This window comes from Rubrivivax gelatinosus (genome assembly GCF_016583785.1).
GTDB lineage: Bacteria > Pseudomonadota > Gammaproteobacteria > Burkholderiales > Burkholderiaceae_C > Rubrivivax > Rubrivivax gelatinosus_B.
On record NZ_NRRU01000014.1, the window covers coordinates 1 to 25,966 of the forward strand.

Genomic DNA, 25,966 nt, shown 5'->3' on the forward strand with positions numbered 1-25,966 from the left:
TTTTGCGCCCGCCGCGCCCGCGGTCCCGGCGCCGCCACCGGTGCCGACGGCCGAAGATGACGAGATGCGCGCCGTCTTCCTCGAGGAGGTGGGCGAGGTGATCCCGGCGGCGCACGAGTCGCTGGCGCGCCTGTCCGACGAGCCCGAGGACCTGGGCGAGATGACCGCGGTGCGGCGCGCCTTCCACACGCTCAAGGGCAGCTCGCGCATGGTCGGGCTGAAGGACTTCGGCGAAGCCGCCTGGGCCTGCGAGCAGCTGTTCAACTCGCGCCTGGCGCAGTCGCCGCGCCTGGACCCGGCGCTGCGCGCCTTCACGACCGAGGCGCTGAACTATTTCGCCGCCTGGACCGAAGCGCTGGCCGCCGGCCGCGACGACGGCCATGCCTGGCAGCCGGTGGCGCGTGCCGCCGACGCGCTGCGCCTGGACGGCCAGCGCCTGCCGATCGCCACCCCGACGCCTGCCGCGCCGGCGGTCACGGCCGAGCTGCCGGTCGTCACCGAGCTGCCGGCAGCGCCGGTCGCGGCTCCCGTGCCGCCGGCCGCACCGGCCGAGACCGCTGCCGGGCTCGACTTCGAGTTCGACTTCGACCCCGCCGCCGATGCCAGCGCCGCGCCGGCACCGGCGCTCGCCGAGCGTGTGCGCGACCTGCCCAGCGCCTCCGATCTGGATCTGGACTTCGGCACGCCCACGCCCCGGCCTGCGACGCCGGTGCCGACGGCCGAGCCCGAGTTCAGCCTCGATCTCGGCGAGCTCGAAGCCGCCGAGGCCGAGCTGCTGCCGGCGGCCGAGACTGTCGAGGACTTCGCGCCGGTCGAGCCGATCGAAGCCCCGCCGGCGCCGGCCGCGCTGCCGCCGGCCACCGCGGTCGATTTCGACTTCGACCTGGGCGAAATCAGTGCCGCCGAGCTCGAACCCGCGCCGGCCGAGGCGTTGCATCCTGCCGCCGGGCCGCTGCCGGGCGAACCCAGCGCCGACGAGATCGCCTGGCCGCCGTCCTGGGACGAGCCGCAGCAGCAGCCGCTGCCGCAGCCGGTGTTCGCCGAGCCGGCGCCCGAGCCGCCGCTGCCGGCCGTCGAGGTGGCCGAGAGCACCGAGATCGACTGGCCCGTCGAGGCGCCGGCAGAAGCCGAACCCGAACTCGAACCCGAGACCGTGCCGGCGCCCTTGCCGGCGTTCGACGAAGCGGCTTTCGAACGTGCCGCCGCCTTCCCCGAGCCGCCCGCCGTCGAAGCCGAGCCCTCGTGGCCCACCGACGCCGGCATCGAGACCGTCGAAGCCGCGGCGGCGCCCGAGCTGCCGGCCGAAGCCGAGCCCGAGACAGCGGCCGCGGACACCTCCACCATCGCCGAAGCGGCGCTGCCGGTCGCGGCCGAGGCCTTCGCCGAGCTGCCGCCGCCGGACGAGGCGGACGCCTTCGCCGTCGACACCGCGCCGGACGAACTGCCGGTCGAGGCCGAGCCGCTGTCGGTCGAGGCCCAGCCGCTTCCGGCCGAGCCCGCGCCGCTGCCGGCCGAAGCCGTCGCCGCGCCCGAGCCGGCCGAGCCGGCCGAGCCCGCGCCCGACGATGAGCCGGTGAAGATCATCGGCGCGCTGCAGATCCCGCTGCCGCTGTTCAACATCTACCTGAACGAGGCCGACGAGCTCTCGCGCCGCCTGGGCACCGAACTCGCCGAGTGGGCGCTGGAGCACGAACACCGCGCGGTGTCCGACAGCGCGGTCGCGCTCGCGCATTCGCTTGCCGGCAGTTCGGCCACCGTCGGTTATGCCGAGCTGTCGTCGCTGGCGCGTGCGCTCGAACACGCGCTGATGCGCTCGCGCGGCTGCGGCCGCGGCCGCGCCGGCGAGCCGGCGCTGTTCGCCGATGCCGCCGAGGAGATCCGCCGCCTGCTGCACCAGTTCGCTGCCGGTTTCCTGCGCCCGGTGGCGCCGGCCATCGTCGAGCGCCTGGCCGACCACGAGCTCTGGCCCGACCTGCCGCGGCCCTCGGTGCTGGACAACCTGGGTGCGGTCGACAGCGGGCTGGACGAAGACATCGCCGCCGAGGACGCGCTCGACAACGAGTTGTTCCCGATCTTCGAGGACGAAGCCGACGAGCTGCTGCCGCAGCTGCTGGGCCGGCTGCGCGACTGGGCCGACAACCCGGCCGACGCCGGCGCGCCGGCGGCCTGCATGCGCACGCTGCACACCTTCAAGGGCGGTGCGCGCCTGGCCGGTGCGATGCGCCTGGGCGAACGCGCCCACCGCATGGAGACCGCGATCGAGCGTCTGGCCGACCGCGGCGGCGTGCATGCGCACGAGGTCGAGCTGCTGCTGGCGCACGCCGACGCGATGCTCGGCGACTTCGAGGCGCTGCGCGCCCCGGCGCCGCAGGCGCCCGCCGCCGCTCTGCTGCCGGCCGAAGCCGCGGTCGACGAGACGCCGCCGCTGCCCGAGGAGCCGGCCGCCGAGATCGACTGGAGCCGTTTCGCCACCGGTGCTGCCGCCGTTGCACCGCCGCCGGAACGCGCGGCCCCGGCCGCAGCCGCGGTGGTGCGTGTGCGCGGCAGCCTGCTCGACCGCATGGTCAACCAGGCCGGCGAGGTCAGCATCGCGCGCGCCCGCCTGGACGGCGGCGTGCGCCAGCTGCAGTCCTCGCTCGGCGAGCTGACCGGCAGCCTGGAGCGCATGCGCAGCCAGCTGCGCGACATCGAGCTGCAGGCCGAGTCGCAGATGGTCTCGCGGCTGGAGGCGGCCAAGGCCGCGGCCGAGGTCTTCGACCCGCTCGAGATGGACCGCTTCACGCGGCTGCAGGAGCTGACGCGTTTCATGGCCGAGTCGGTGAACGACGTCGCCACGCTGCAGCGCAGCCTGCAGCGCACGCTGCAGTCGGCGGAGGACGAACTCGCGGCGCAGGCGCGGCTCACGCGCGAGCTGCAGGACGACCTGCTGCGCACGCGCATGGTCGAGTTCGACAGCGCCAGCGACCGCCTCTACCGCACCGTGCGCCAGGCGGCCAAGGAGACCGGCAAGAGCGTGCGCCTGGACATCGTCGGCGGCGCGATCGAGGTCGACCGCGGCGTGCTCGAGCGCATGGCCGGGCCTTTCGAGCACCTGCTGCGCAACGCCGTCGTGCACGGCATCGAGCCCGCGGCGCAGCGCAGTGCCGCCGGCAAGGACACCACCGGCACGATCACGCTCGCGATCACGCAGGAAGGCAACGAGGTCGGCGTCGAGCTGCGCGACGACGGCGCCGGGCTGGACCTGGCGCGCATCCGCGAACGCGCGCTCGAACGCGGCCTGCTGGCCGCCGATGCGCCGGCGGACGACGCCGCGCTGGCGCAGCTGATCTTCGCGCCCGGCTTCAGCACCGCACGCGAGGTCACCGAACTCGCCGGCCGCGGCGTCGGCCTGGACGTCGTGCGCTCCGAGGTCGACGCGATGGGCGGCAGCGTCCAGGTGGCGGCCGAACCCGGGCGCGGCACGCGGTTTCGCCTGCTGCTGCCGCTGACGACGGCGGTGACGCAGGTCGTGATGCTGCGCTGCGGCGAGATGGCGGTGGCGGTGCCGTCGACGCTGATCGAGGCGGTGCGCCGCGTGCTGCCGGCGGATGTCGAGGCCGCCTATGCCGGCGGCGAGTTCACTGACGGCGAGCGCACGATGCCCTTCCACTGGCTGGCGGCGCTGCTGGACGGGCCGGCGCGTGGTGTCGCCGTCGGACGCACCCAGGCCGTAGTCGTCATCCGCTCGGCCGAGCAGCGTGTCGCGCTGCACGTCGACGAGGTCGTCGGCAACCAGGAAGTGGTGGTCAAGAACGTCGGCCCGCAGCTCGCACGCGTGCCCGGGCTGGCGGGCGTGACGCTGCTGCCCAGCGGGGCGGTGGCGCTGATCTACAACCCGGTCGCGCTGGCCACGCTCTACGGCCCGGCTGCGCGCACGCGCCTGGAGCAGGGCGCGGCGGCCGACGCCGGCGCGCCACAGGCCGAGCCCGAAGCGCCGCCGGCGCCGCAGGTGCTGGTGGTCGACGATTCGCTGACGGTGCGCCGCGTCACGCAGCGGCTGCTGCAGCGCGAGGGCTGGCGCGTCGTCACCGCCAAGGACGGCGTCGAGGCGCTCGAGCGCCTGGCCGAGATCCGCCCGGCACTGATGCTCTCGGACATCGAGATGCCGCGCATGGACGGTTTCGACCTGCTGCGTGCGGTGCGCGGCGACCCGGCGCTGGCCGGGCTGCCGGTGGTGATGATCACCTCGCGCATCGCCCAGAAGCACCGCGATCACGCGGCGGCGCTCGGTGCCGACCACTACCTCGGAAAACCCTATTCCGAGGAGGAGCTGCTGGCCCTCGTCGAACGTTACGCAGGAGCGGCCTCGCCGGCCTAAAGCGCGTGTCCCGGGTAGCCGACCATCTGGCGGAACTCACCGGGTTCCGAGACCGCGACGCGCTCGACGCGACCCTCGTCAGCGCCTTGCACGATCTGCTGCGGCCCCGGGAGATCGCGATCTACCGCATCGTCGGCGAGCCCGAGGACCGGCGCTGGCTGACGCGCGCGCGCCTGACGGCCGGGGAGACGGTGCCGAGCGCCGACGCGCTCTGGGCCGACCTGGCTACGCTGCCGCCGCTGGCCGCGCATCCGCTGCGCCAGGCCTGCCTGCAGCAGCGCGAAGGCATGGTGGTCGACGGCCCGCCAGCGCAGACGCTGTTTCCGCTCGACCTCGAGCGCGACTGCGAAGCGGTGATCGAGCTGCACACCGAGCGGCCGCTGTCGACCGAGCAGCTGCGCCTGGCCGGCAGCATCCTGCGTGTCTACCGCAACTTCCATTCGCTGCTGGACTACAGCGAGCGCGACACGCTGACCGGGCTGCTCAACCGCAAGACCTTCGACGAGAGTTTCATGCGCAGCACGGTGCCGGCGCCGCCGGTGCCCGACCCGGCGACCGGCCTGCGCCGTGGCGGCCGCAACGCCTGGCTCGGCGTGGTCGACATCGACCACTTCAAACACGTCAACGACTGCCACGGCCACCTGATCGGCGACGAGGTGCTGCTGCTGCTGGCGCGGCTGATGCGCGGCGTGTTCCGCCAGGGCGATCTGCTCTACCGCTTCGGCGGCGAGGAGTTCGTCGTGCTGATGCGCTGCGACGACGCCATCGCCGCCGGTGCGGCCTTCGAGCGCCTGCGCACGGCGGTCGAACACCATGCGTTTCCGCGCGTCGGCCGCATCACCGTCAGCGTCGGTTTCACCGCGGTGCGGCTTTCTGATACGCCCAGTTCGGCCTTCGAACGCGCCGACCAGGCTGTCTATTTCGTCAAGCAGAGCGGGCGCAACCGCGTCGAGGGCCATGCTGCGCTGGTGACGCGCGGCGCGCTCGTCGAGGCGGCCATCGGCGACGACGTCGTGCTGTTCTGAACGGTGCTGAGCGGCGGCGCCTGCCGGCGCCGCCGTTCCTTCAAGCCTGGCCGCCCGGCGGCAGGCGGAAGAGCTTCACCGCGTCGTCGAGCGCGGTGGCCTGCTCGGCAAGCTCGGCGGTCGCGTGCGCCGCTTCCTGCACCAGGCGGGCGTTGTCGCCGGTGACGCCTTCGACGCTGGCCAGCGTGCGGTTGACTTCCTCGATGCCGGACATCTGCTCGCGGCTGGCGGCGTCGATCTCGGCCATGATGTCGGTGACACGCTTGACGCTGTGCACGATGCCGGTCATCGTCGAGCCGGCCTCGTGCGCCAGGCGCGAGCCGGCGCCGACCTGCGACACGGTCTCGTCGACCAGCGTCTTGATCTCCTGCGCCGCCTGCGACGAACGCTGCGCCAACAGCCGCACCTCGGAGGCGACGACGGCGAAGCCGCGGCCGTGTTCGCCGGCACGCGAGGCCTCGACCGCGGCGTTCAGCGCCAGCAGGTTGGTCTGGAAGGCGATGTCGTTGATGACGCCGTTGATCTCGGCGATGCGCTTGGACGCGGCGTTGATCGAGTCCATCGTCGTCACCACCTGGGCGACGACGGCGCCGCCGGTCTTGGCGACGTCCGAGGCCGAGATCGCGAGCGCGTTCGCCTGGCTCGCGTGTTCGGCGTTCTGGCGCGTCGCGTCGGTCAGGCGCGACATCGAGACCGCGGTCTCGTGCAGCGCCTGGGCCTGGTGCTCGGTGCGCGACTCGAGATCCTTGTTGCCGCCGGCGATACGCGCCGAGGCCTCGGCGATCGTGCCGGTGCCGCTGCGCACGCGGCCGACGATGGCGGCAAGGCTGCCGCGCATCTCGTGCAGCGCACGCTGCAGGTGGCCGATCTCGTTGCCGCTGTCGACCTTGACGTCCTGCGTCAGGTCGCCCGAGGCGATCGCGTGGGCGACGTCGACACCCTGCTCCAGCGGGCGCGTGACGACGCGGCGGATGAAGGGGTAGATGATGAACAGCACCGGGATGCCGGTGACGATGGCCATCAGCACCGTCTGCCAGCGCTGGCGCGCCATCAGCGCGTTGCTCTGGTCCAGCGACAGCTTCATGCTGACCACGCCCAGCACCGTGCCTTCGGGCACCTGGTGGCAGCTGGTGCAGTCCTTGCCGAGGTAGTTCTTCGAAGCCAGCGCCGGGCGCACGACGCGCAGGTACTCGCCCTTGTCGTCGCTGGCGACGTGGATCTCGGGCTGGCCGCTGGCCAGCACCTTCTGTTCGATGGCGTCGGGGTCGGCGGCGTCGGCACCGTTGCCGTTGCCGAAGAGCTTGTTGACGGCTTCGCCGCGCAGCACGCGCAGGTCACGGATGTTGTCGAGCTGGCGCACCTGGTCGAGCAGCACGGCGCGCTGGGCGATCGTGCCGGTGACCATCATCCCGGTCAGGCCCGCCATCGTCGCGTCGTGCATGCTGCTGGAGAACGCGGTCGCCTGTTCAATGGCGGCCTCGCGGTTGACCTTGCCTTGCCAGGCGATCCCGACAGCCCAGACGGCGGTAAGCGCCAGGGCGATGGTCGTGATCAGCTGAACCCATATCTTCTTTTTGGCGACGCGCACGGCGCATGCTCCTGACGGTCGTTGTCTTGGGTCGATCTTGCGGGAAAGGCTATCAACCCATCAATGGAAAAGATTGATGTTTGCCGTTTGAATTCACGCAAAACACCTTTACCCCACCGGGGTGTGCGCTGGAGCAAGAAAGCCCGGCCGCCGGCTGTGGCGGCGGCGCCGATTCAGCGCCTGGCGGCGGCGGGTTTGACGGCCGCAAAACGGGCCAGCGTGCGTTCGCGCGCGGCCTCGTGGGCGACCACCGGCTCGGGGTAGTCGCGGCCCAGCACCAGGCCCGCGGCTGCCAGGTCCGCCGGCCGCGCGCGCCAGGGGGCGTGCAGCAGCGCGTCGGGCAGCGGGGCCAGCTGCGGCAGGTAGCGGCGGATGAAGCGGCCATCCGGGTCGAAGCGTTCGCTCTGCGCCACCGGGTTGAAGATGCGGAAGTAGGGCTGGGCGTCGCAGCCGGTCGACGCCGCCCACTGCCAGCCGCCGTTGTTCGAGGCCAGGTCGTAGTCGTTCAGGTGCAGCGCGAACCAGGCTTCGCCGCGGCGCCAGTCGATTCCCAGATCCTTGGTCAGGAAGCTGGCGCTGACCATGCGCAGCCGGTTGTGCATGTAGCCGGTGCGCGTGAGCTGCAGCATCGCCGCGTCGACCAGCGGGTAGCCGGTGCGGCCTTCGCACCAGGCGGCGAAGTGTTCGTCGGCGTGTTTGCCGTGTTCCCAGCGCAGATGTTCGTACTCGGGCTTGAAGGCCGAGCTGGCGACACGCGGGTGGTGGTGCAGCAGCTGGTGATAGAAGTCGCGCCAGACCAGTTCGGAGAGCCAGACCTCGGCGCCGTGCGAGCCGCCGACCATGCGCTGGTGCGCTTCGCGCGCCAGATGGCGGATCGACACCGTGCCGAAGCGCAGGTGCGGCCCCAGGTAGCTCGGCCCCTTGACCGCCGGGAAGTCGCGCCAGTCGGCGTAGTGGTCTATGCGTTCGAGGAAGTCGGCCAGCAGCTCGCGGCCGCCGGCCGGGCCGCTGGGCAGCTTCAGCGTGTGCAGGTTGGTGGTCTCGAAACCGAGCTCCGCCAGCGTCGGCAGCGTCTCGCCCGCGGGCCGTGGCGCCAGTGCCGCGGCATGGCGCTCGACCGGGTAGGGCGCGAGGTAGAAGGGCTCGAGCTTCTTCTGCCAGGCCTTGCGGTAGGGCGTGAACACCGAGAACGGGCCGCCGCTCTGGGTCAGCACCTCGTCGCGTTCGAAGACGACGTGGTCTTTCGCCGTGTGAAACGCGATGCCGGCGGCGGCCAGCGCGCCGCGCACCCGGGCGTCGCGCGCCAGCGCCTCGGGTTCGGCGTCGTGGCTGGCGTACACCGCCTGCACGCCGAGTGCCGCGGCCAGCCGCGGGATCTGCTCGAGCACGCGCCCGTGGCGCACGATCAGCCCGGCGCCCTCGACGCCGTGCGTCGCCGCCAGCGCACGCAACTCGGCGTCGACACCGGCGACGCTGTCGTGGATGAACTCGACGCGCCGGTCGGCGCGCGGCAGGGGGTCGAGGATGTCGCGGTCGAACACGAACACGCACCAGACCCGGCGCGCCGCGCGCAGCGCGTGGTAAAGCGCGGCGTTGTCCTCGGTGCGCAGGTCGCGGCGCAGCCAGACCAGGGCGCTGTCGATGCTCTTGTTCACATTCGCCAGTGTGCCCCGGAATAAGATACGGCCATGGCCGCCATCGACCTGACGAACCAGTTTCTGATTGCCATGCCCGGCATGGCGGACGACACCTTCGCCGGTGCGGTGGTCTACCTGTGCGAGCACAACGCGCGCGGCGCGCTCGGGCTGGTGATCAACAAGCCCATCGACATCAAGCTGAAGAACCTGTTCGAGCGTGTCGATCTGGCGCTGGATCGCGACGATTTCGCCGAGCAGCCGGTGTACTACGGCGGCCCGGTGCAGACCGAACGCGGTTTCGTGCTGCACGAGAAGGGCGGCGACGGCAGCGGCTACAGCTCGACGATGTCGGTGCCCGGCGGCCTCGAGATGACGACCAGCAAGGACGTGCTCGAGGCCCTGTCCCAGGGCGCCGGCCCGCGCCGCGTGCTCGTGACGCTGGGCTACAGCGGCTGGGACGCCGGCCAGCTCGAGGACGAGATCGGCCGCAACGGCTGGCTCAACGTCAACGCCGACCCCGAGGTCATCTTCGGCACGCCCGTCGAGCAGCGTTACGACCGTGCGCTCGGCCTGCTGGGCTTCGATCCGCGCATGCTGTCGCAGGACGCCGGGCACGCCTGAGCGCGCCCGCCCGATGCCCGTGAGCCCGGACAGCCCGCAGCCGCCTGCACGCTCCTTCCTCGCCTTCGATTTCGGCCTGCGCCGCGTCGGCGTCGCCGTCGGCAATACGCTGCTGGGCGAGGGCCGGCCGCTGAAGACCATCGCCGTCGACGGCGACGCGCGCTTCGCCGAGATCGGCCGCCTGCTTGACGAGTGGCAACCCGACGCGCTGGTCGTCGGCGTTCCGTTCCATCCCGACGGCGCGGAGCACGACAATACGCGCCGCGCGCGGCGCTTCGCCCGCCAGTTGCACGGCCGCTTCCGGCTGCCGGTGCACGAGGTTGACGAGCGCTACACCACCGTCGACGCCCTCGCCGCCGGCGCGCGGGACGCCGACGCCGCGGCAGCGGCGCTGATCCTCGACCAACACCTGCGAAGCCTCATCCCATGACCGTCCTGCAGCTCGATGCCGAAGCGCTGTACGCCGACCTGCGCCAGGGCCTGCGCGGCCAGCTCCCGCCTGACGCCGCACTCGTCGGCATCTGGTCCGGCGGCGCCTGGCTCGCCGAGCGCCTGCAGCGCGACCTGGGCCTGGCCGGCGCCCACGGCGTGATCTCCAGCGCCTTGCACCGCGACGACTTCGGCTCGCGCGGCCTGGCCGCCGGCGCCGACCCGACGCACCTGCCGTTCGCGATCGACGGCCGCCACATCGTGCTCGTCGACGACGTGCTCTACACCGGCCGCACGATCCGCGCGGCGATCAACGAACTGTTCGATTTCGGCCGCCCGGCCAGCGTCACGCTCGTGGTGCTGGTCGACCGCGGCGGGCGCGAACTGCCCATCGCCGCCGCGCACGCCGCGGCGCGCATCTCGCTGCCGCCGGAGCAGCGCCTGTCCCTGGCGCGCACCGACGACGGCCTCTTTACCTTTGCCGTCGAGGAGACTGCATGAGACCTCAGGACTTGTCCGGGGCTCGTTCCCGCCTGGCGGGACCGGCCGACAGGCCGAAGGGTGCCCTACTGACCTCGAGTCGCCGCGATCAACGGCTCCAGCGGAGGCCCCGCTGATGCTGTCGCGCCGCAATCCCCAGCTCAACCGCAACGGCGAGCTGATCCACCTGCTGTCGATCGAGGGCCTGCCGCGTGCGGTGCTGACCCAGATCCTGGACACCGCCGGCACCTTTCTGTCGGTCAACGACCGCGAGGTGAAGAAGGTGCCGCTGCTGCGCGGCAAGAGCGTGTTCAACCTGTTCTTCGAGAACAGCACGCGCACCCGCACCACCTTCGAGATCGCGGCCAAGCGGCTGTCGGCCGACGTCATCAACCTGGACATCAACAAGAGCAGCACCGCCAAGGGCGAGAGCCTGCTGGACACGATCGCCAACCTGTCGGCGATGCATGCCGACATGTTCGTCGTGCGCCACAGCGAGAGCGGCGCGCCCTACCTGATCGCCCAGCACTGCGCGCCGCACGTGCACGTGGTCAACGCCGGCGACGGCCGCCACGCGCACCCGACGCAGGGGCTGCTGGACATGTACACGATCCGCCACTTCAAGCGCGACTTCACGCAGCTGACGGTGGCCATCGTCGGTGACATCGTGCACTCGCGCGTGGCGCGCTCCGACATCCACGCGCTGAACATCCTGGGCGTGCCCGAGATCCGCGCCGTCGGCCCCAAGACCCTGGTGCCGGGCGACCTGGCCGGCATGGGCGTGCGGGTCTGCCACGACATGGCCGAAGGCATACGCGACGCCGACGTCATCATCATGCTGCGGCTGCAGAACGAGCGCATGAGCGGCGCGCTGCTGCCCTCGGCCGGCGAATACTTCAAGAACTACGGCCTGACGCCCGAGAAGCTGGCGCTGGCCAAGCCCGACTGCATCGTCATGCACCCGGGCCCGATCAACCGCGGCGTCGAGATCGAGTCATCCGTCGCCGACGGCAGCCACAGCGTGATCCTGCCGCAGGTGACCTTCGGCATTGCGGTGCGCATGGCGGTGATGTCGACGATCGCCGGCAACCAGGCCTGAACCCCATGAAGATCCTGATCCGCAACGGCCGCGTCGTCGACCCGGCCACCGGCCGCGACGAGACGGCCGATATCGCCATCGCCTCCGGCCGCATCGTCGGCATCGGCGCGGCCGGCGACTTCCAGGCCGAACGCACGCTGGACGCCACCGGCCTCGTCGTCGCACCCGGCCTCGTCGACCTGGCCGCGCGCCTGCGCGAGCCCGGCCAGGAACACGAAGGCATGCTCGAGAGCGAGCTCGCGGCCGCGGCCGCCGGCGGCGTCACCAGCCTCGTCTGCCTGCCCGACACCGACCCGGTGCTCGACGAGCCCGGTCTGGTCGAGATGCTGAAGTTCCGCGCCCGCAAGCTGAGCCGCTGCCGGCTGTTCCCGCTGGGCGCGCTGACGCGCCGGCTCGAAGGCGCGGCGCTCACCGAGATGGCCGAGCTGACCGAAGCCGGCTGCGTCGGCTTCTCGCATGTCGACGTCGCGATCCGGGACACCCAGGTGCTGCTGCGTGCGATGCAGTACGCCGCGACCTTCGGCTACACGGTCTGGCTGCGGCCGCAGGACGGCTGGCTGGGCAAGGGTGTCGCCGCCTCGGGTGCGGTGGCCACGCGCATGGGCCTGGCCGGCGTGCCGGTGGCGGCCGAGACGGTGGCGCTGCAGACCATCCTCGAGCTGGTGCGTGTCACCGGCTGCCGCGTGCACCTGTGCCGGCTGTCCAGCGCCGCCGGCGTCAAGCTGCTGCGTGCCGCCAAGGCCGAGGGCCTGCCGGTCACGGCCGACGTCAGCATCAACTCGCTGCACCTGACCGACGTCGACATCGGCTACTTCAACGCCGACATGCGGCTGACGCCGCCGCTGCGCCAGGGCGCCGACCGCGACGCGCTGCGCGCCGCGCTGGCCGACGGCACGATCGACGCGCTCGTCTCCGACCACAACCCGGTGGCCGAGGACATGAAGAACCTGCCTTTCGCCGAAGCCGAACCCGGCGCCACCGGGCTCGAGCTGCTCCTGAGCCTGGCGCTGCGCTGGGGCCAGGACCACGGTCTGACGCTGGCGCAGTCGCTGGCGCCGGTGACGCAGTCTCCGGTGCGGGTGCTCGGCGACGCGGTCGGTTCGCTGGTCTCCAGCGCCGGGCGCCTGGTCGAAGGCGGCGTCGCCGACGTCTGCATCTTCGACCCGCAGGCGCAGTGGCAGGTGTCGCCGGCGATGCTCGCGAGCCAGGGCAAACACACGCCTTTCGACTTCGCCGCCACCGGCATGGCGCTGCCCGGCCGGGTGCGTGCGACGCTGGTCGCCGGCACCGTCGCCTACGAGGCCGCTTGATCGGCACATTGCGCGCGCTCTGGCGGCTGGCCGGCGTCGTGCAGCACGGGCTGGCCGGCGTCGCGATGGCGCTGTGGGTCTTCCCGCGGCTGGACCGCGCCGGGCGCCACCGCCGCACGCGCTGGTGGGCGGGCACGATGCTGCGCCGCCTGGGCATCGAGCTGCGCGTGCAGGGCGAGTTCTGCCCCGGCGCCAAGCTGATCGTCGCCAACCACGTCTCCTGGCTGGACATCATGGCGGTGCACGCCGTCTGCCCCGAGGCGCGTTTCGTCTCCAAGGCCGACGTGCGCCACTGGCCGCTGGCCAACCGCCTGGTCGACGCCGCCGAGTCGCTGTACCTGGAGCGCGAGAGCAAACGCGACGCGCTGCGGGTCGTGCACCAGATGGCCGAAGCGCTGCGGCGCGGCGACACCGTCGCCGTCTTTCCCGAAGGCACGACCGGCGACGGCCGCACGCTGCTGCCTTTTCACGCCAACCTGCTGCAGTCGGCGATCGCCGCCGGTGCGCCGGTGCAGGGCGTGGCGCTGCGTTACACCGAACCCGGCCACGCGGTCAGCCCGTCGGCCACCTGGATCGGCGACGAGACGCTGGCCGCCAACCTGTGGAAACTCGCCCGCGCGCGTGGTCTCGTGCTGCAGCTCACCGTGCTGGCGCCGCAGGCGAGCGAACATGCCGAGCGGCGGGTACTCGCCGCGAACCTGAGGGACGGCATCGTCGCGGCGCTGCCCTGATCGCCGCCGTCCCGACGCGGAGTTCCCGATGAGCCTGCTGCTCGCCTTCGACGACGAAGCCCTGCTCGCACGCGCCCTGGCCGCGGCGCTGGGCTGGCCGCTGGCTTTCGTCGAGCGCCACGCCTTTCCGGACGGCGAGTCGCGGCTGCGGCTGCCGCCGGTGCTGCCGGCGCGTGCCGTGCTGCTGCGTGGGCTGCAGCGGCCCAACGAGCGCCTGGCCGAGCTGATGCTGGTGGCCGGCGGTGCACGCGAGCTGGGCGCCGCCGAGCTGACGCTGGTCGCGCCCTATCTCGGCTACATGCGCCAGGACATCGCGTTCACGCCGGGCGAGGTCGTCAGCCAGCGCCAGCTGGGGCGGGCACTCGCCGCCTGGTTCGACGCCGTCATCACCGTCGACCCGCATCTGCACCGCGTGGCGACGATGGACGAGGTCGTGCCCGGACGCCGCGGCGTCGCGCTCGGTGCCGCACCGCTGCTGGGCCGGCTGGCCGCCGAACGCGTGCCGGGCGCGCTGCTGGTCGGCCCGGACGCCGAATCGGAGCAGTGGGTGACGGTGGCAGCCGTTGCCGCCGGGCTGGAACACGCGGTCTGCGTCAAGCAGCGCCACGGCGACCGTGACGTCGCCGTCTCGCTGCCGCTGGTCGACGTTGCCGGACGTGCCGTCGTGCTGCTGGACGACGTCGCCAGCACCGGGCGCACGCTGCAGGCGGCCGCGCGCGGGCTGCTGGAACGCGGCGCGGCCAGCGTCGATGTCGCCGTCACGCACGCACTCTTCGTCGGCGACGCACTCGCCGAGCTGCAGGCCGCCGGGGTGCGCCAGGTCTGGAGCAGCGACTGCGTCGCGCACGAGACCAACGCCGTCTCGGTGGTGCCGCTGCTGGCGCAAGCGCTGCGCGGCTGACCCGGGCCGGCGGCAGCGTCCCCGGGTCGACGGGCGCGAAGGCATGCCCCTGCATCACGCTCGGTCTTGTTGAGAATGAGTCGCGTTACGCATAATGCCCCTGTCGATGCCGCGGTCTTGACCCGGCCTCATCCGGTCCACATCTCACCGAAGGCAGTGCATGAGCGTCACCATCATCTACGGCTCCGACGGCGGCTGTACGCGCAAGATCGCCAACAAGATCGCGTCCAAGACCGGGGGCAGGGCTCTCGACATCAAGAAGGCCGAGGTCGCCGACTTCGAGAACGCGTCGCTGCTGATCCTGGGCTGCCCCACCTACGCCGACGGCGAACTGCAGTCCGACTGGCTCGACCATCTCGACAAGCTCGAGCAGGCCGACCTCGGGCGCTGCCGCGTCGCCATCTTCGGCACCGGCGACCAGGTCAACTACCCCGGCTCCTTCGTCGACGCGATCGGCATCCTGTACGACATCGCGGTCGAACGCGGTGCGCAGCTGGTGGGTCATACCGATCCGGCGGGCTACGACTTCAGCGAGTCGGCGGCGCTGCGCGACGGCCGTTTTCTGGGCCTGGCCATCGACGAGGACAACCAGGCCGGCAAGACCGAGGCGAGGGTCACGCAGTGGCTGGCGACGATCCGCTGAGCAGCGTGCCGGGCGCACGCCCGCCGATGACGGCGCTGCTACCGCAGTACATCTACGAGTACCGCAAGGGCGTGCGCCGGCTGTTCCTGTTCACGATGACGGTGCACGAGGCCCACGCCGTATGCCGCCGGCTCGAGCGCGAAACCGGCATCGCGGTGCACGTGCAGGCCGTCGGCGAGAGCAAACGCAACGTCTTCTTCGGCCGCCGCGCCTGCATCGAGGTCGTGCGCCGCATCGTCGACCGGCCGCTGTGCGCGTTGACGCCGGAGGAAGACTTCATCATCGGCACGCTGCTCGGCTACGACGCCGATCAGCAGTGCGAACGTTTCGTCAAGCGCCAGGGCCTGGCGCGGCGGCCCGACACCGACGACTGCCCGCTGCCCGAAGGCTGCGGCCGGGAGGCGCAACTCGAGGGCTGCATCCCGGCGCCCGCGGCCGACGTGGCGCGGGCGGCCTGAAGTTCAGGCCTTGCCCTGGCTCGCCACCGCGGCCGCGGCCTTGGCCGCCGCCTCGGGGTCGCCGAGGTAGTAGCTGCGGATCGGCTTCAACTCGTCGTCGAGCTCGTAGACCAGCGGGATGCCGTTGGGGATGTTCAGGCCGACGATGTCGGCGTCGCTGATGCCGTCCAGGTATTTCACCAGCGCGCGGATGCTGTTGCCGTGGGCGGCGACGACCAGGCGCTGGCCGCCCTGGATCGCCGGCGCGAGCACCTCGTTCCAGAACGGCAGCACGCGCGCGACCGTGTCCTTCAGGCATTCGGTCAGCGGCACCTGCTCGGGGGCGAGCTTGGCGTAGCGCAGGTCCTGGCGCTGGCCGCGCGGGTCGTCGGCGTCCAGCACCGGCGGCGGCGTGTCGTAGCTGCGGCGCCAGATCAGCACCTGCTGGTCGCCGTACTGCTTGGCCATGTCGCCCTTGTTCAGGCCCTGCAGCGCGCCGTAGTGGCGCTCGTTCAGGCGCCAGTCCTTGACGACCGGCAGCCAGGTGCGCTCCATCTCGTCCAGGCAGTGCCACAGCGTCCAGATCGCACGCTTCAACACCGAGGTGTAGGCGAGGTCGAACTCGTAACCCGCCGCCTTCAGCAGGCGCCCGGCTTCGCGCGCCTGGGCGACGCCGGTTTCGGTCAGCGGGACGTCGGTCCAGCCGGTGAAGCGGTTCTCGAGGTTCCAGGTGGATTCCCCGTGACGGATCAGGACGAGCTTGTGCATGGGCCGAATTCTATAATTCACGTCCTTAGCCGCCTTTGACATTGACGCCTTGAACTTCCTCATCGAAAACTGGATGCTCGTCTTCATGGCCGCCCTCTCCGGCGGCCTGCTCGTGTGGCAGACGATCCAAGGCGGCGGCGGCCGCGGCGTCGCGCCCAACGAGGCGGTGCGGCTGATCAACCGCGAGAAGGGCGTGCTGATCGACGTCTGCGAGCCCGACGAGTACGACAAGGGCCACGCCGTCGGCGCGCGCAACATCCCGCTCGGCGCGCTCGCCGACGCCAAGGGGCTTCCGGGCAACAAGACGCTGCCCATCCTGCTGCTGTGCGCCTCGGGCGCACGCGCCGGCCGCGCCGCGGCCCAGCTGCGCAAGGCGGGCTACGAGAAGGCGGTCGCAGTCGCCGGTGGCAACGCCGGCTGGCGTGAAGCCAACCTGCCGTTGGAAAGCGGCGCCAAGGCCGAGAAGCCGGAAAAGCCCGAGAAGTCCAAGGGCAAGGCGGCGCGGCTCGAGAACAAGCCGGCCGAAGCCAAGGTGCAGCCGGTCGCTGCGGTCGCGCCGGTCGCCGCGGTTGAAGCTGCCGCGCCGGTCGCCGCGGTTGAACCTGCCGCGCCGGTCGCTCCCGTCGAAGCCCAGCCGGTCGACGTGGTGCCGGTGGCCGAAATCCCCGCCCAGCCGGCCCAGCCCGCACCCGAAGCGCCGGACGCTGCGCCCAAGCAGGCCTGAACTGCGCGCCGCGGGCGCCAGCGCCCCGCGGCCATCCCGGACTTGCCGTCCATCCGACAATTCCGACGAGCCCGCCGTCCGTGCGCGGGCGAGGACAGCGCATGAGTTCCGTCAGGATGTACACGACCCAGATCTGCCCGTATTGCCTGCGCGCCAAGTCGCTGCTGAAGCAGCGCGGCGTCGAGCGCATCGAGGAGATCCGCGTCGACCAGGACCCGTCCCAGCGCGACGCGATGATCGCGCTCACCGGCCGCCGCACCGTGCCGCAGATCTTCATCGGCGAGACCCATGTCGGCGGCTGCGACGACCTGATCGCGCTCGACCAGCGCGGCGGCCTCGCAGCCCTGCTGGCAGGCTGATCCCACTGGGGCGGAAGCCCCGATCGGGTGGTCCATAATCCCCGGCCGCTGCCGTCCGAACCCGGGCGGCCACCCTCCAAACACGGAACCACCATGGCCGACGAGACCCCCGTTTTCCAGATCCAGCGCATGTACCTGAAGGACCTGTCGCTGGAGCAGCCGAACTCGCCGCAGATCCTGCTCGAGCAGCAGCAGCCGGCGGTCGAGATCAACCTGGCGATGGCTGCCGAGGCCGTGGCCGACGGCATCTTCGAGGTCACCGTCACCGCCACCGTCACGACCAAGGTCGCCGACAAGACGCTGTTCCTGGTCGAGGCCAAGCAGGCCGGCATCTTCGAGATCCGCAACATCCCGGAAGACCAGATGCAGGGCATCCTGAGCATCGTCTGCCCGCAGATGGTGTATCCGTACCTGCGCGCCATCGTTTCCGACGTCTGCACGCGCGCCGGCTTCCCGCCGATCCTGCTGAACGAAGTCAACTTCCAGGCGATGTTCGAAGCCCGCCTGCAGGCCGAGGCCGCCCAGGCCAACGGCGGCTCGCCGATCATCACCTCGGCGAACTGATCGCCTTCGCGGGGCCAGCGGCCCCGCTCATCCGCGCTGCCGAACCGATGAAGATCGCCGTCCTCGGCGCCGGTGCCTGGGGCACGGCGCTCGCCGCGGCCGCCGCGCCGCGGCACGAGGTCCTGCTCTGGACCCGTGACGCGGCCCAGGCCGCCGAGATCGCCGCCACCGGCCGCAACACCCGCTACCTCGGCGACGAGCCGCTGCCCGCGGCCTTGCGCGTCAGCGCCGACCGCGCCGCCGCGCTCGCGCATTGCAAGAGCGGGCTGCTGGTCATCGCCACGCCGATGGCCGGGCTGCGTGAACAGCTGGGCGCGCTGCCCGACGAGCGCCCGGCGCTCTGGGCCTGCAAGGGTTTCGAGAGCGGCAGCGGCCTGCTGGGCCACGAGATCGCACGCGAGCTGCGCCCGCAGGCCGCCGGCGGCGTGCTCTCGGGCCCGAGCTTCGCGCTCGAGGTGCTGCGCGGCCAGCCGACGGCGCTGGTCGCCGCGAGCGAGTCGGACACACTCGCCGCCGCCGCGGTCGAGGCTTTCCACAGCGACAGCCTGCGCGTCTACACCGCACGCGACATCGTCGGCGTCGAGGTCGGCGGCGCGGTGAAGAACGTGCTGGCGATCGCCACCGGCATCGGCGACGGCCTGCAGCGCACCGGGCTGAACGCGCGTGCGGCGCTGATCACGCGCGGCCTGGCCGAGATGACGCGGCTGGGCATCGCGCTCGGCGGCCAGGCGCAGACCTTCATGGGCCTGTCCGGCCTGGGCGACCTGGTGCTCACCGCCACCGGCGAGCTCTCGCGCAACCGCAAGGTCGGCCTGGCGCTGGCCGCCGGCAAGGCGCTGCCCGACATCCTGGCCGAGCTCGGCCACGTCTCCGAAGGCGTCTACAGCGCCGCGACGGTGCTGCAACGCGCGCGTGCACTCGGTGTCGAGATGCCGATAACGGAAGCCGTGGTCGAGGTGCTCGAAGGGCGGGTCGCGCCCGAGGCGGCGCTGTGGCGGCTGATGAGCCGCCAGTCCAAGGCCGAATAGCGCCTCAGGCGCCGCCGTCGTAGCCGTTCTGGCGCCAGCCGTCGAAGACCGCGACCGCGACCGCGTTGCTCAGGTTCAGGCTGCGCTGGCCGGGGCGCATCGGCAGGCGCACGCGCTGCGTGTCGGGGAACCCCGCCAGCAGTTCGGCCGGCAGCCCGGCGCTCTCGGGCCCGAAGACCAGCCAGTCGCCCGGCAGCCAGCGCTGCTCGGCCAGCGGGTGCGAGCCGCGGGTCGTGAACGCGAACATCCGTGCCGGGTCGGGGCGCTCGCTCTCCAGCAGCGCCGCCCAGCTGGCGTGGCGGCGCAGCGGCGCGTACTCGTGGTAGTCCAGCCCGGCGCGGCGCAGCAGCTTGTCGTCCATCGAAAAACCGAGCGGCTCGACCAGGTGCAGCCGGCAGCCGGTGTTGGCCGCCAGGCGGATGACGTTGCCGGTGTTCGGCGGGATTTCGGGGTGGACGAGCACGATGTCAAACATCGGCGAACGTTAACGCAGCCTCATTCGGGCGTGCGGGCGAAGACCCAGGCGTCGACCGCCGCGGCGCCACCGCGGCGCAAGGCGGCAGCGGCTTCGCGCAGCGTCGTGCCGGTGGTCGCGACGTCGTCGACGAGCGCGACGCGCCGACCCTGCAGCGCGGCGCGTGCCGCCGGCGGCACGTGGAAGGCGGCGCGCAGGTTGGCCAGGCGCTCGGCGCGGCCGAGTTCGGCCTGCGGCGGCGTGTCGACGATGCGCTCCAGCAGGTCGGCACGCGCCGCCAGCCGGCGCGCCGCCGCGATGCGCCGGGCCAGCTCCCAGGCCTGGTTGTAACCGCGGCCGGCCAGGCGCGACGCCGACAGCGGCACCGGCACGACCCAATCCGGCGGCGGCAGCGTGCGCGTGGCTTCGGCCAGCAGCGGTGCGAGCGCCGCGGCGAGTTCGACGCGGCCGTGGAACTTCAGCCCGGCGACCAGGCCGTCCCAGGGAAAACCGTAGTCGGCGGCGCAGGCCGTGTGTTCGAAGGGCGGCGGCGTCCGCAGGCATTCGCCGCACACATCGCCCTGGTCCAGCGGCAGCGCGCAGCGCCGGCAGCGCGGCCGCGGCGCGGCAAAACGTTTCACGCAGTCGGGGCACAGCGCCGCGCAGGCGGCGCTGCGGCAGACCTCGCACTGCCCGGGCATCCGGGAGAGCCAGGCGCCGTGGGACATCGGCTCAATATACTGCCCGCCATGCCCGAAACCGCTGCCGCCCGAGCGCTGCGTCCCGTCGACGAGGCCGCGCTGGCGCGTGTGCTGCGCCGCCAGCGCGCCGCGGCCGAGCCGCCCTGGCTGCACGGCGAGGTGGCGCAGCGCATGGGCGACCGCCTGGGCGTGATCCGCAAGCAGCCGGCGCGTGTGCTGGACTGGTGGGCTGCAACCGGCGCCAGCCGCGAGCTGCTGGCCGGCACCTACCCGAAAGCCGAGCTCGTCGCCGTCGAGCCCGAGGCCCGGGCCGCGGCACCGGCGCCGTGGTGGTCGCCGCGGCGCTGGGGCGGCGCGCCGGCACCGGCGGCCGTCGCCGAGCACGCGCTCGAACCCGGCGGCGCCGAACTCGTCTGGGCGAACATGATGCTGCACGCCTGCGCCGACCCGCAGGCGGTGATGGCGCGCTGGCACCGGGCGCTGGCGGTCGACGGTTTCCTGATGTTCTCGACGCTGGGCCCGGGCACGCTGGAGCGCCTGACGGCGATCTACCGCGAGCAGGGCTGGGGCCAGCCCTTCGCACCCTTCGTCGACATGCACGACCTGGGCGACATGCTGGTCGAGGCCGGTTTCGCCGACCCGGTGATGGACCAGCAGACGATCACGCTGACCTGGAGCGATGCGGGAGCGGCGATTGCCGAGCTGCGCACCCTGGGCGGCAACGTCGGCGCGTCGCGCCACCCCGGGCTGCGCACGCCGCGCTGGCGGCAGCGGCTCGAGGCGGCGCTCGCGGCTGACGCGGCACCCGGCGGCCGGCCGGCGCTCGCGTTCGAAGTCGTCTTCGGACACGCGTTCCGGCCGCCGCCGCGGCCGCGTGTCGCACCGCAGACGGCGGTGCCGCTCGAGGATCTGCGAACCATGGTTCGCGCCGGGCGGCGTCCTTCATCGTAGGAGCCTTCGCGCGAGCCTGATTCCCGGTCAAGGTACTTGATCTATATCAGGGTTAGCGCCAGAAGCGATTCCGCCAGCCCCCCTTTAGGCTCGGTTGCAGCACCGGGGCGGGGCTTGGCTATCGAAACGACTGTTCGCGCTGTCGCGGCCTCCCGCGCCGGCAGGCGGCGGCGTCTTGAAGCCGCTGCGTGCAGCCCTCGTCCCCGGCGCCTCGGCGTCGACATCCGGGAGTGAGAACGCGATGCATGAGGCGACGATGCGATCGGCCTGGAAGCGTTGCGCGGCCTGGCGGCCGGGGCTGGCCGCGGGGCTGGTGCTGCTGGCCGGCTGGGCGCAGGCGGTGCAGGACCTGCCGGGTGGCCCGGCGGTGCGCCAGCTGAACCTGCAGCCTGCCGCCACCCGCATCGCCGCCGAGCAGTATTCGCTGCACACCATCGTGCTGCTGATCTGCGTCGTGATCTTCGTCGGCGTCTTCGGCGTGATGTTCTGGTCCATCCTGAAGCACCGCAAGTCGCTGGGCCACAAGGCGGCCAACTTCCACGAGAGCGTCACGGTCGAGATCGCGTGGACCGTCGTGCCCTTCCTGATCATCATCCTGATGGGGGCGCTGGCCACACGCACCGTGGTCGCGATGAAGGACACGAGCAACGCCGACCTGACGATCAAGGCCACCGGCTACCAGTGGAAGTGGGGCTACGACTACATCAACGGCGAGGGCCAGGGCATCAGCTTCCTGTCGACGCTGGACACGCGCCAGCGCCAGATGTCCGACGCCGGCAAGCCCGAGGGCGACGACTACCTGCTGCGTGTCGACAACCCGCTGGTGGTGCCGGTGAACCGCAAGGTGCGCATCGTGACCACCGCCAACGACGTCATCCACGCCTGGGGCGTGCCGGCGCTGGGCGTCAAGCAGGACGCGATCCCGGGCTTCGTGCGCGACACCTGGTTCCGGGCCGAGCGCACCGGCGACTTCTACGGCCAGTGTGTCGAGCTCTGCGGCAAGGAGCACGCCTACATGCCGATCCACGTGAAGGTGCTGAGCACCGAGGCCTATGCCGCCTGGGTGCTGGGCAAGCAGCGCGAGATCGCCGCCGCCGCCGACGACCCGGCGCGCACCTGGACGCTGGACGAGCTGGTGGCGCGCGGCCAGCAGGTCTACGCCGCCAACTGCGCCGTCTGCCACCGCCCTGACGGCCTCGGCGGCGGGCCGATCAAGCCGCTGGACGGCAGTGCCATCGTGCGCACCGACCCGGCGCGCCAGCTCGACATCGTGCTGCACGGCGCCGCCAACGGCGCGATGCCCTCGTGGAAGGCCTTGACCGACACCGAGATCGCCGCCGTCGTCACCTTCACGAAAAACGCCTGGAGCAACCAGACCGGCGCGCTGGTGCAGCCGGCCCAGGTCGCCCAGGCCCGTCCTTGAACCGCGTTCCGCGGCCAGGAGTCACCATGAGTGCAGTCCTCGACCCTCCCGTCGGCCACGCCGGCGGCCACGCGCACGGCGACGAGCACACCCACGGCAGGCCGCAGGGCTGGCGGCGCTGGGTCTACGCGACCAATCACAAGGACATCGGCACGCTCTACCTGCTGTTCAGCTTCACGATGCTGATGATCGGCGGCGTGCTCGCGCTGGCGATCCGCAGCGAGCTGTTCCAGCCTGGGCTGCAGTTCTTCAACCCCGAGCTGTTCAACCAGCTGACCACGATGCACGGGCTGATCATGGTCTTCGGGGCCATCATGCCGGCCTTCGTCGGCTTCGCGAACTGGATGGTGCCGCTGCAGGTGGGCGCGTCGGACATGGCGTTCGCGCGCATGAACAACCTCAGCTTCTGGCTGCTGATCCCGGCGGCGCTGCTGCTGTCGGGCTCGTTCTTCATGCCCGGCGGCGCGCCGGCCACCGGCTGGACGCTGTACGCGCCGCTGACGCTGCAGATGGGCCCGAGCATGGACGCGGCGATCTTCGCGATCCACCTGATGGGCGCGAGTTCGATCATGGGCTCGATCAACATCATCGTGACCATCCTGAACATGCGTGCACCCGGCATGACGCTGATGAAGATGCCGCTGTTCTGCTGGACCTGGCTGATCACAGCCTTCCTGCTGATCGCGGTGATGCCGGTGCTGGCCGGCGCGATCACGATGACGCTGACCGACCGCCACTTCGGCACCAGCTTCTTCAACCCCGCCGGCGGCGGCGACCCGGTGATGTACCAGCACATCTTCTGGTTCTTCGGCCACCCCGAGGTCTACATCATGATCCTGCCGGCCTTCGGGATCGTCAGCCACATCATCCCGGCCTTCGCGAGGAAGAAGCTGTTCGGCTACACCTCGATGGTCTACGCCACCGCGTCGATCGCGATCCTGTCGTTCATCGTCTGGGCCCACCACATGTACACGACCGGCATGCCGGTCACGGGCCAGCTGTTCTTCATGTACGCGACGATGCTGATCGCGGTGCCCACCGGGGTGAAGGTCTTCAACTGGACGGCGACGATGTGGAAGGGCTCGATGAGCTTCGAGACCCCGATGCTCTGGGCCGTCGGCTTCCTGTTCGTGTTCTCGATCGGCGGCTTCACCGGGCTGATCCTGGCGATGGCGCCGATCGACATCCAGCTGCAGGACACCTATTACGTCGTTGCCCACTTCCATTACGTGCTCGTCGCCGGCTCGCTCTACGCGATCTTCGCCGGCGTCTACTACTGGGGGCCGAAGTGGACCGGGCGCATGTACTCCGAGACCCGCGGCAAGCTGCACTTCTGGCTGTCGCTGGTCTTCTTCAACCTCGCCTTCTTCCCGATGCACTTCCTCGGGCTGGCGGGCATGCCGCGGCGTTACGCCGACTATCCCGTCCAGTTCGCCGACTTCAACGCGGTGGCGACCGTCGGCGCCTTCGGCTTCGGCATCATGCAGGTCTACTTCTTCCTGTTCGTCGTGCTGCCGATGATGCGTGGCAAGGGCGAGCCGGCGCCGGCCAAACCCTGGGACGGCGCCGAGGGGCTGGAGTGGGAGCTGCCGTCGCCGGCGCCCTGGCACAGCTTCGAGACGCCGCCCAGGCTGGACACGAGCGCGACGCGCATCGTGCGCTGATGCCGGGGCCGCCACCGTGGACGAGCAGGCCCGCCGGCGCGCGAACCTGAAGCTGGCGCTGACGCTCGCGGCGCTGGCGCTGGGCTTCGCGCTCGCCTTCGTGCTGCGCATGATCTGGGGGCGCGGGTGAGGGCGCGTGCGCTGCTGCTCGACAACCGGCGCCTGCTGGCCAAGCTGCTCGTCGTCGCCACGCTGATGTTCGCCTTCGGCTACGCGCTGGTGCCGATGTACCGCGCGATCTGCGAAGCACTCGGCATCAACGTGCTGGCGCTGTCCGAGCGCCGCGCGGCCAGCGGCAGCTGGAGCGGGCGTGTCGCGCCGGTCGCTGCCAACACCCAGGTCGACACCAGCCGCAGCATCGTCGTCGAGTTCGACGCCAATGCGCGTGGGCCCTGGGAGTTCCGCCCGTCGCAGCGTTCGATGCGCGTGCACCCGGGCGAGATGGTGCGTGTCGACTACGTCTTTCGCAACCCGCAGCCGGTGGCGATGACGGCGCAGGCCATCCCCAGCTACGCGCCGCGCCAGGCCGGGCCGCATTTCGGCAAGGTCGAGTGTTTCTGCTTCAGCGAATGGACGCTGCAGCCGGGCGAGTCGCGCAGCTGGCCGGTGGTCTTCGTGCTCGACCCCAAGCTGCCGCGTGATGTCACGACGATCACGCTGTCCTATACCTTCTTCGAAGTCGGCGGCCGCACGCCGCCGGCACCGGCAGGCGGCGCATGAACGAGCCGCGCAGCGCCTCGCTGCTGCAGACGCTGCGTGCCGTCGCCTGGTCCTTCTTCGGCGTGCGCCGCCGCGCCGACCACGAGGAGGACGTGCGCCGCCTCAACCCGGCGCTGGTCATCGGTGTCGGCATCGCCGCCGCCCTCGTCTTCGTGATCGTGCTGCTGCTGCTCGTGCGCTGGGTCGTCGCCAGCGGCGTCGCCACCTGAACACCGCCCCGAGGAGGTCCCGCATGTCGACCCGTCCGCCTGCCGCCACGCCGTACTACTTCGTGCCGTCGCCCTCGCGTTTCCCGGTGCAGGTCGCCGCCGGGCTGCTGCTGGTGATGTTCGGCGCCTCGCAGTGGGTCAACGGCGCCCCGTGGGCGCCCTGGGTCTGCGCCGCCGGCGTCGCGGTCTGGCTCGCGGTGCTGTTCCAGTGGTTCCGCCAGGCGGCGCACGAGAGCGAAGGCGGCGCCTATTCCGAGCGGGTCGGCGCCTCGTACCGCTGGGGCATGGCCTGGTTCATCTTCTCCGAGGTGATGTTCTTCGCCGCCTTCTTCGGCGCGCTGTTCTACGCCCGCAACCTGTCGCTGCCGGCGCTCGGCGACCTGGATCACCGCCTGCTGTGGCCCGACTTCAAGGCTGTCTGGCCCAGCAACGAGGCCGGCGCGACGGGCTCGCCGGCCGGCGTCGTCGAGCCCTTCGGCACCATCGGCCCGTGGCCGCTGCCGACGCTGAACACCGCGCTGCTGCTGAGCTCGGGCCTGACGCTGACCGTCGCCCACCACCGCCTGCTGGCGGGCGAGCGCACGCGCACGATCCGCTGGATGTGGCTGACGGTGGCACTCGGCCTGAGCTTCCTCGCGGTGCAGATCACCGAGTACCACCACGCCTACACCGAGCTCAACCTGAAGCTGAGCAGCGGCATCTTCGGCTCGACCTTTTTCATGCTGACCGGCTTTCACGGTTTCCACGTGTTCGTCGGCATGCTGATGCTGACCTTCATCACGCTGCGGCTGCGGGCCGGGCACTTCACGCCCGAGCGCCATTTCGGCTTCCAGGGCGCGGCCTGGTACTGGCACTTCGTCGACGTCGTCTGGCTCGGGCTGTACCTGGTGGTCTACTGGCTGTGACGACCCGGTTTTCAGCCGGCCGGCAGACCGGTCGGGCGTATCCAGCCCAGCTGCCAGGCCAGCAGCAGCGCGACGAAGAGCGCGATCGACAGCCCGACCCGCCAGGCGAGCGCGCGCGCCATGCGGCGCTCGCGCTCGCCCTCCGCGCCGGGGCGCAACAGCGCGACGCCGGCGGCACCGAGCGCGGCGACGACGCCCAGCAGCATGATGAAGATCAAGAGCTTCACGGCCCCAGCGT

28 protein-coding genes are annotated in these 25,966 nt (G+C 71.6%); 22 read left to right on the forward strand and 6 right to left on the reverse strand.

The annotated features are described in order from the left end of the window. Positions 1-64 precede the first annotated feature (64 nt). Together CKO43_RS05395 and CKO43_RS05400 are read left to right on the forward strand one after the other, a co-directional pair. Entirely contained in the window at positions 65-4,357 is a 4,293-nt protein-coding gene (locus tag CKO43_RS05395) for an Hpt domain-containing protein (RefSeq protein WP_200378069.1), read from the forward strand. A 5-nt stretch (positions 4,358-4,362) separates the two neighbouring features. After that, the gene (locus CKO43_RS05400) at positions 4,363-5,382 is read left to right on the forward strand and encodes a diguanylate cyclase (protein ID WP_200378070.1); all 1,020 of its coding nucleotides are present in this window, start codon (positions 4,363-4,365) and stop codon (positions 5,380-5,382) included. Positions 5,383-5,422: 40 nt separating this feature from the next. On the opposite strand, the gene CKO43_RS05405 is transcribed toward CKO43_RS05400, so the two are convergent. Next, positions 5,423-6,970 (reverse strand): methyl-accepting chemotaxis protein, encoded by a 1,548-nt coding sequence (locus CKO43_RS05405; protein ID WP_200231917.1) that lies wholly within the window; start codon positions 6,968-6,970, stop codon positions 5,423-5,425. A gap of 173 nt (positions 6,971-7,143) precedes the next feature. After that, a complete protein-coding gene (locus tag CKO43_RS05410; RefSeq protein ID WP_200378071.1) occupies positions 7,144-8,625 on the reverse strand; it encodes an FAD-binding domain-containing protein in 1,482 nt (493 codons plus the stop codon). A gap of 33 nt (positions 8,626-8,658) precedes the next feature. On the opposite strand from CKO43_RS05410, the gene CKO43_RS05415 reads away from it, so the two are divergent. From CKO43_RS05415 to CKO43_RS05455, 9 genes are all read left to right on the forward strand, one after another. Next, the gene (locus tag CKO43_RS05415) at positions 8,659-9,228 is read left to right on the forward strand and encodes a YqgE/AlgH family protein (protein ID WP_200231919.1); all 570 of its coding nucleotides are present in this window, start codon (positions 8,659-8,661) and stop codon (positions 9,226-9,228) included. 13 nt (positions 9,229-9,241) lie between these two features. Continuing rightward, the gene (ruvX, locus tag CKO43_RS05420) at positions 9,242-9,658 is read left to right on the forward strand and encodes a Holliday junction resolvase RuvX (RefSeq protein WP_200231920.1); all 417 of its coding nucleotides are present in this window, start codon (positions 9,242-9,244) and stop codon (positions 9,656-9,658) included. After that, positions 9,655-10,158, forward strand: coding sequence for a bifunctional pyr operon transcriptional regulator/uracil phosphoribosyltransferase PyrR (gene pyrR, locus CKO43_RS05425; RefSeq protein ID WP_200378072.1), 504 nt, complete (start codon positions 9,655-9,657; stop codon positions 10,156-10,158). Before ruvX ends, pyrR begins: the two co-directional genes overlap by 4 nt. A 115-nt stretch (positions 10,159-10,273) precedes the next feature. Further along, positions 10,274-11,236: an aspartate carbamoyltransferase catalytic subunit gene (locus CKO43_RS05430; RefSeq protein WP_200231922.1), complete on the forward strand. Its 963-nt coding sequence runs from the start codon at positions 10,274-10,276 to the stop codon at positions 11,234-11,236. Between the two features lie 5 nt (positions 11,237-11,241). Beyond that, a complete protein-coding gene (locus CKO43_RS05435; protein ID WP_200231923.1) occupies positions 11,242-12,546 on the forward strand; it encodes a dihydroorotase in 1,305 nt (434 codons plus the stop codon). Next, on the forward strand, positions 12,543-13,277 hold the full coding sequence (locus tag CKO43_RS05440) for a lysophospholipid acyltransferase family protein (protein WP_200378073.1): 735 nt from the start codon (positions 12,543-12,545) through the stop codon (positions 13,275-13,277). Before CKO43_RS05435 ends, CKO43_RS05440 begins: the two co-directional genes overlap by 4 nt. Before the next feature lie 28 nt (positions 13,278-13,305). Beyond that, positions 13,306-14,178, forward strand: coding sequence for a ribose-phosphate diphosphokinase (locus tag CKO43_RS05445; RefSeq protein ID WP_200378074.1), 873 nt, complete (start codon positions 13,306-13,308; stop codon positions 14,176-14,178). Between the two features lie 160 nt (positions 14,179-14,338). Then, entirely contained in the window at positions 14,339-14,821 is a 483-nt protein-coding gene (gene fldA / locus CKO43_RS05450; protein ID WP_200231926.1) for a flavodoxin FldA, read from the forward strand. 26 nt (positions 14,822-14,847) lie between these two features. Beyond that, entirely contained in the window at positions 14,848-15,279 is a 432-nt protein-coding gene (locus CKO43_RS05455; protein ID WP_200378075.1) for a DUF2023 family protein, read from the forward strand. Between the two features lie 3 nt (positions 15,280-15,282). On the opposite strand, the gene gpmA is transcribed toward CKO43_RS05455, so the two are convergent. Then, on the reverse strand, positions 15,283-16,026 hold the full coding sequence (gene gpmA, locus CKO43_RS05460; RefSeq protein WP_200378076.1) for a 2,3-diphosphoglycerate-dependent phosphoglycerate mutase: 744 nt from the start codon (positions 16,024-16,026) through the stop codon (positions 15,283-15,285). Between the two features lie 49 nt (positions 16,027-16,075). On the opposite strand from gpmA, the gene CKO43_RS05465 reads away from it, so the two are divergent. The 4 genes from CKO43_RS05465 (at position 16,076) to CKO43_RS05480 (ending at position 18,701) form a co-directional block, all read left to right on the forward strand. After that, positions 16,076-16,750, forward strand: a complete 675-nt coding sequence (locus tag CKO43_RS05465) for a rhodanese-like domain-containing protein (protein WP_200378077.1) — start codon at positions 16,076-16,078, stop codon at positions 16,748-16,750. A gap of 101 nt (positions 16,751-16,851) precedes the next feature. Then, positions 16,852-17,109: a glutaredoxin 3 gene (gene grxC, locus CKO43_RS05470; protein WP_200378078.1), complete on the forward strand. Its 258-nt coding sequence runs from the start codon at positions 16,852-16,854 to the stop codon at positions 17,107-17,109. A gap of 93 nt (positions 17,110-17,202) precedes the next feature. Then, a complete protein-coding gene (gene secB, locus CKO43_RS05475; protein WP_200229766.1) occupies positions 17,203-17,673 on the forward strand; it encodes a protein-export chaperone SecB in 471 nt (156 codons plus the stop codon). A gap of 47 nt (positions 17,674-17,720) precedes the next feature. Further along, the gene (locus CKO43_RS05480; RefSeq protein WP_200378079.1) at positions 17,721-18,701 is read left to right on the forward strand and encodes an NAD(P)H-dependent glycerol-3-phosphate dehydrogenase; all 981 of its coding nucleotides are present in this window, start codon (positions 17,721-17,723) and stop codon (positions 18,699-18,701) included. 4 nt (positions 18,702-18,705) lie between these two features. On the opposite strand, the gene CKO43_RS05485 is transcribed toward CKO43_RS05480, so the two are convergent. Together CKO43_RS05485 and CKO43_RS05490 are read right to left on the reverse strand one after the other, a co-directional pair. Beyond that, positions 18,706-19,176, reverse strand: a complete 471-nt coding sequence (locus CKO43_RS05485; RefSeq protein WP_200229768.1) for a tRNA (cytidine(34)-2'-O)-methyltransferase — start codon at positions 19,174-19,176, stop codon at positions 18,706-18,708. Positions 19,177-19,196: 20 nt separating this feature from the next. Continuing rightward, positions 19,197-19,883, reverse strand: a complete 687-nt coding sequence (locus tag CKO43_RS05490; RefSeq protein WP_200229769.1) for a ComF family protein — start codon at positions 19,881-19,883, stop codon at positions 19,197-19,199. A 21-nt stretch (positions 19,884-19,904) separates the two neighbouring features. On the opposite strand from CKO43_RS05490, the gene CKO43_RS05495 reads away from it, so the two are divergent. The 7 genes from CKO43_RS05495 (at position 19,905) to CKO43_RS05520 (ending at position 25,728) form a co-directional block, all read left to right on the forward strand. Continuing rightward, positions 19,905-20,807 (forward strand): methyltransferase domain-containing protein, encoded by a 903-nt coding sequence (locus CKO43_RS05495; protein ID WP_200378080.1) that lies wholly within the window; start codon positions 19,905-19,907, stop codon positions 20,805-20,807. A gap of 256 nt (positions 20,808-21,063) precedes the next feature. Further along, entirely contained in the window at positions 21,064-22,230 is a 1,167-nt protein-coding gene (gene coxB / locus CKO43_RS05500) for a cytochrome c oxidase subunit II (RefSeq protein ID WP_200378112.1), read from the forward strand. 26 nt (positions 22,231-22,256) lie between these two features. Further along, a complete protein-coding gene (gene ctaD, locus CKO43_RS05505) occupies positions 22,257-23,894 on the forward strand; it encodes a cytochrome c oxidase subunit I (protein WP_200378081.1) in 1,638 nt (545 codons plus the stop codon). A 16-nt stretch (positions 23,895-23,910) separates the two neighbouring features. Further along, positions 23,911-24,024 carry a cytochrome oxidase small assembly protein gene (locus CKO43_RS26410; protein WP_431191956.1) on the forward strand — a complete coding sequence of 38 codons (114 nt, stop codon included), beginning with the start codon at positions 23,911-23,913 and terminating at the stop codon, positions 24,022-24,024. A gap of 65 nt (positions 24,025-24,089) precedes the next feature. Then, entirely contained in the window at positions 24,090-24,614 is a 525-nt protein-coding gene (locus tag CKO43_RS05510; protein ID WP_242481067.1) for a cytochrome c oxidase assembly protein, read from the forward strand. Continuing rightward, positions 24,611-24,823: a DUF2970 domain-containing protein gene (locus tag CKO43_RS05515; RefSeq protein WP_200378083.1), complete on the forward strand. Its 213-nt coding sequence runs from the start codon at positions 24,611-24,613 to the stop codon at positions 24,821-24,823. The genes CKO43_RS05510 and CKO43_RS05515 overlap by 4 nt, the downstream gene beginning before the upstream one ends. Before the next feature lie 23 nt (positions 24,824-24,846). After that, positions 24,847-25,728, forward strand: coding sequence for a cytochrome c oxidase subunit 3 (locus tag CKO43_RS05520; RefSeq protein ID WP_200229774.1), 882 nt, complete (start codon positions 24,847-24,849; stop codon positions 25,726-25,728). Positions 25,729-25,739: 11 nt separating this feature from the next. Here CKO43_RS05520 and CKO43_RS05525 read toward each other — a convergent pair whose 3' ends face one another. Beyond that, positions 25,740-25,955 (reverse strand): DUF2909 family protein, encoded by a 216-nt coding sequence (locus CKO43_RS05525; protein WP_200229775.1) that lies wholly within the window; start codon positions 25,953-25,955, stop codon positions 25,740-25,742. Positions 25,956-25,966: the final 11 nt, after the last annotated feature.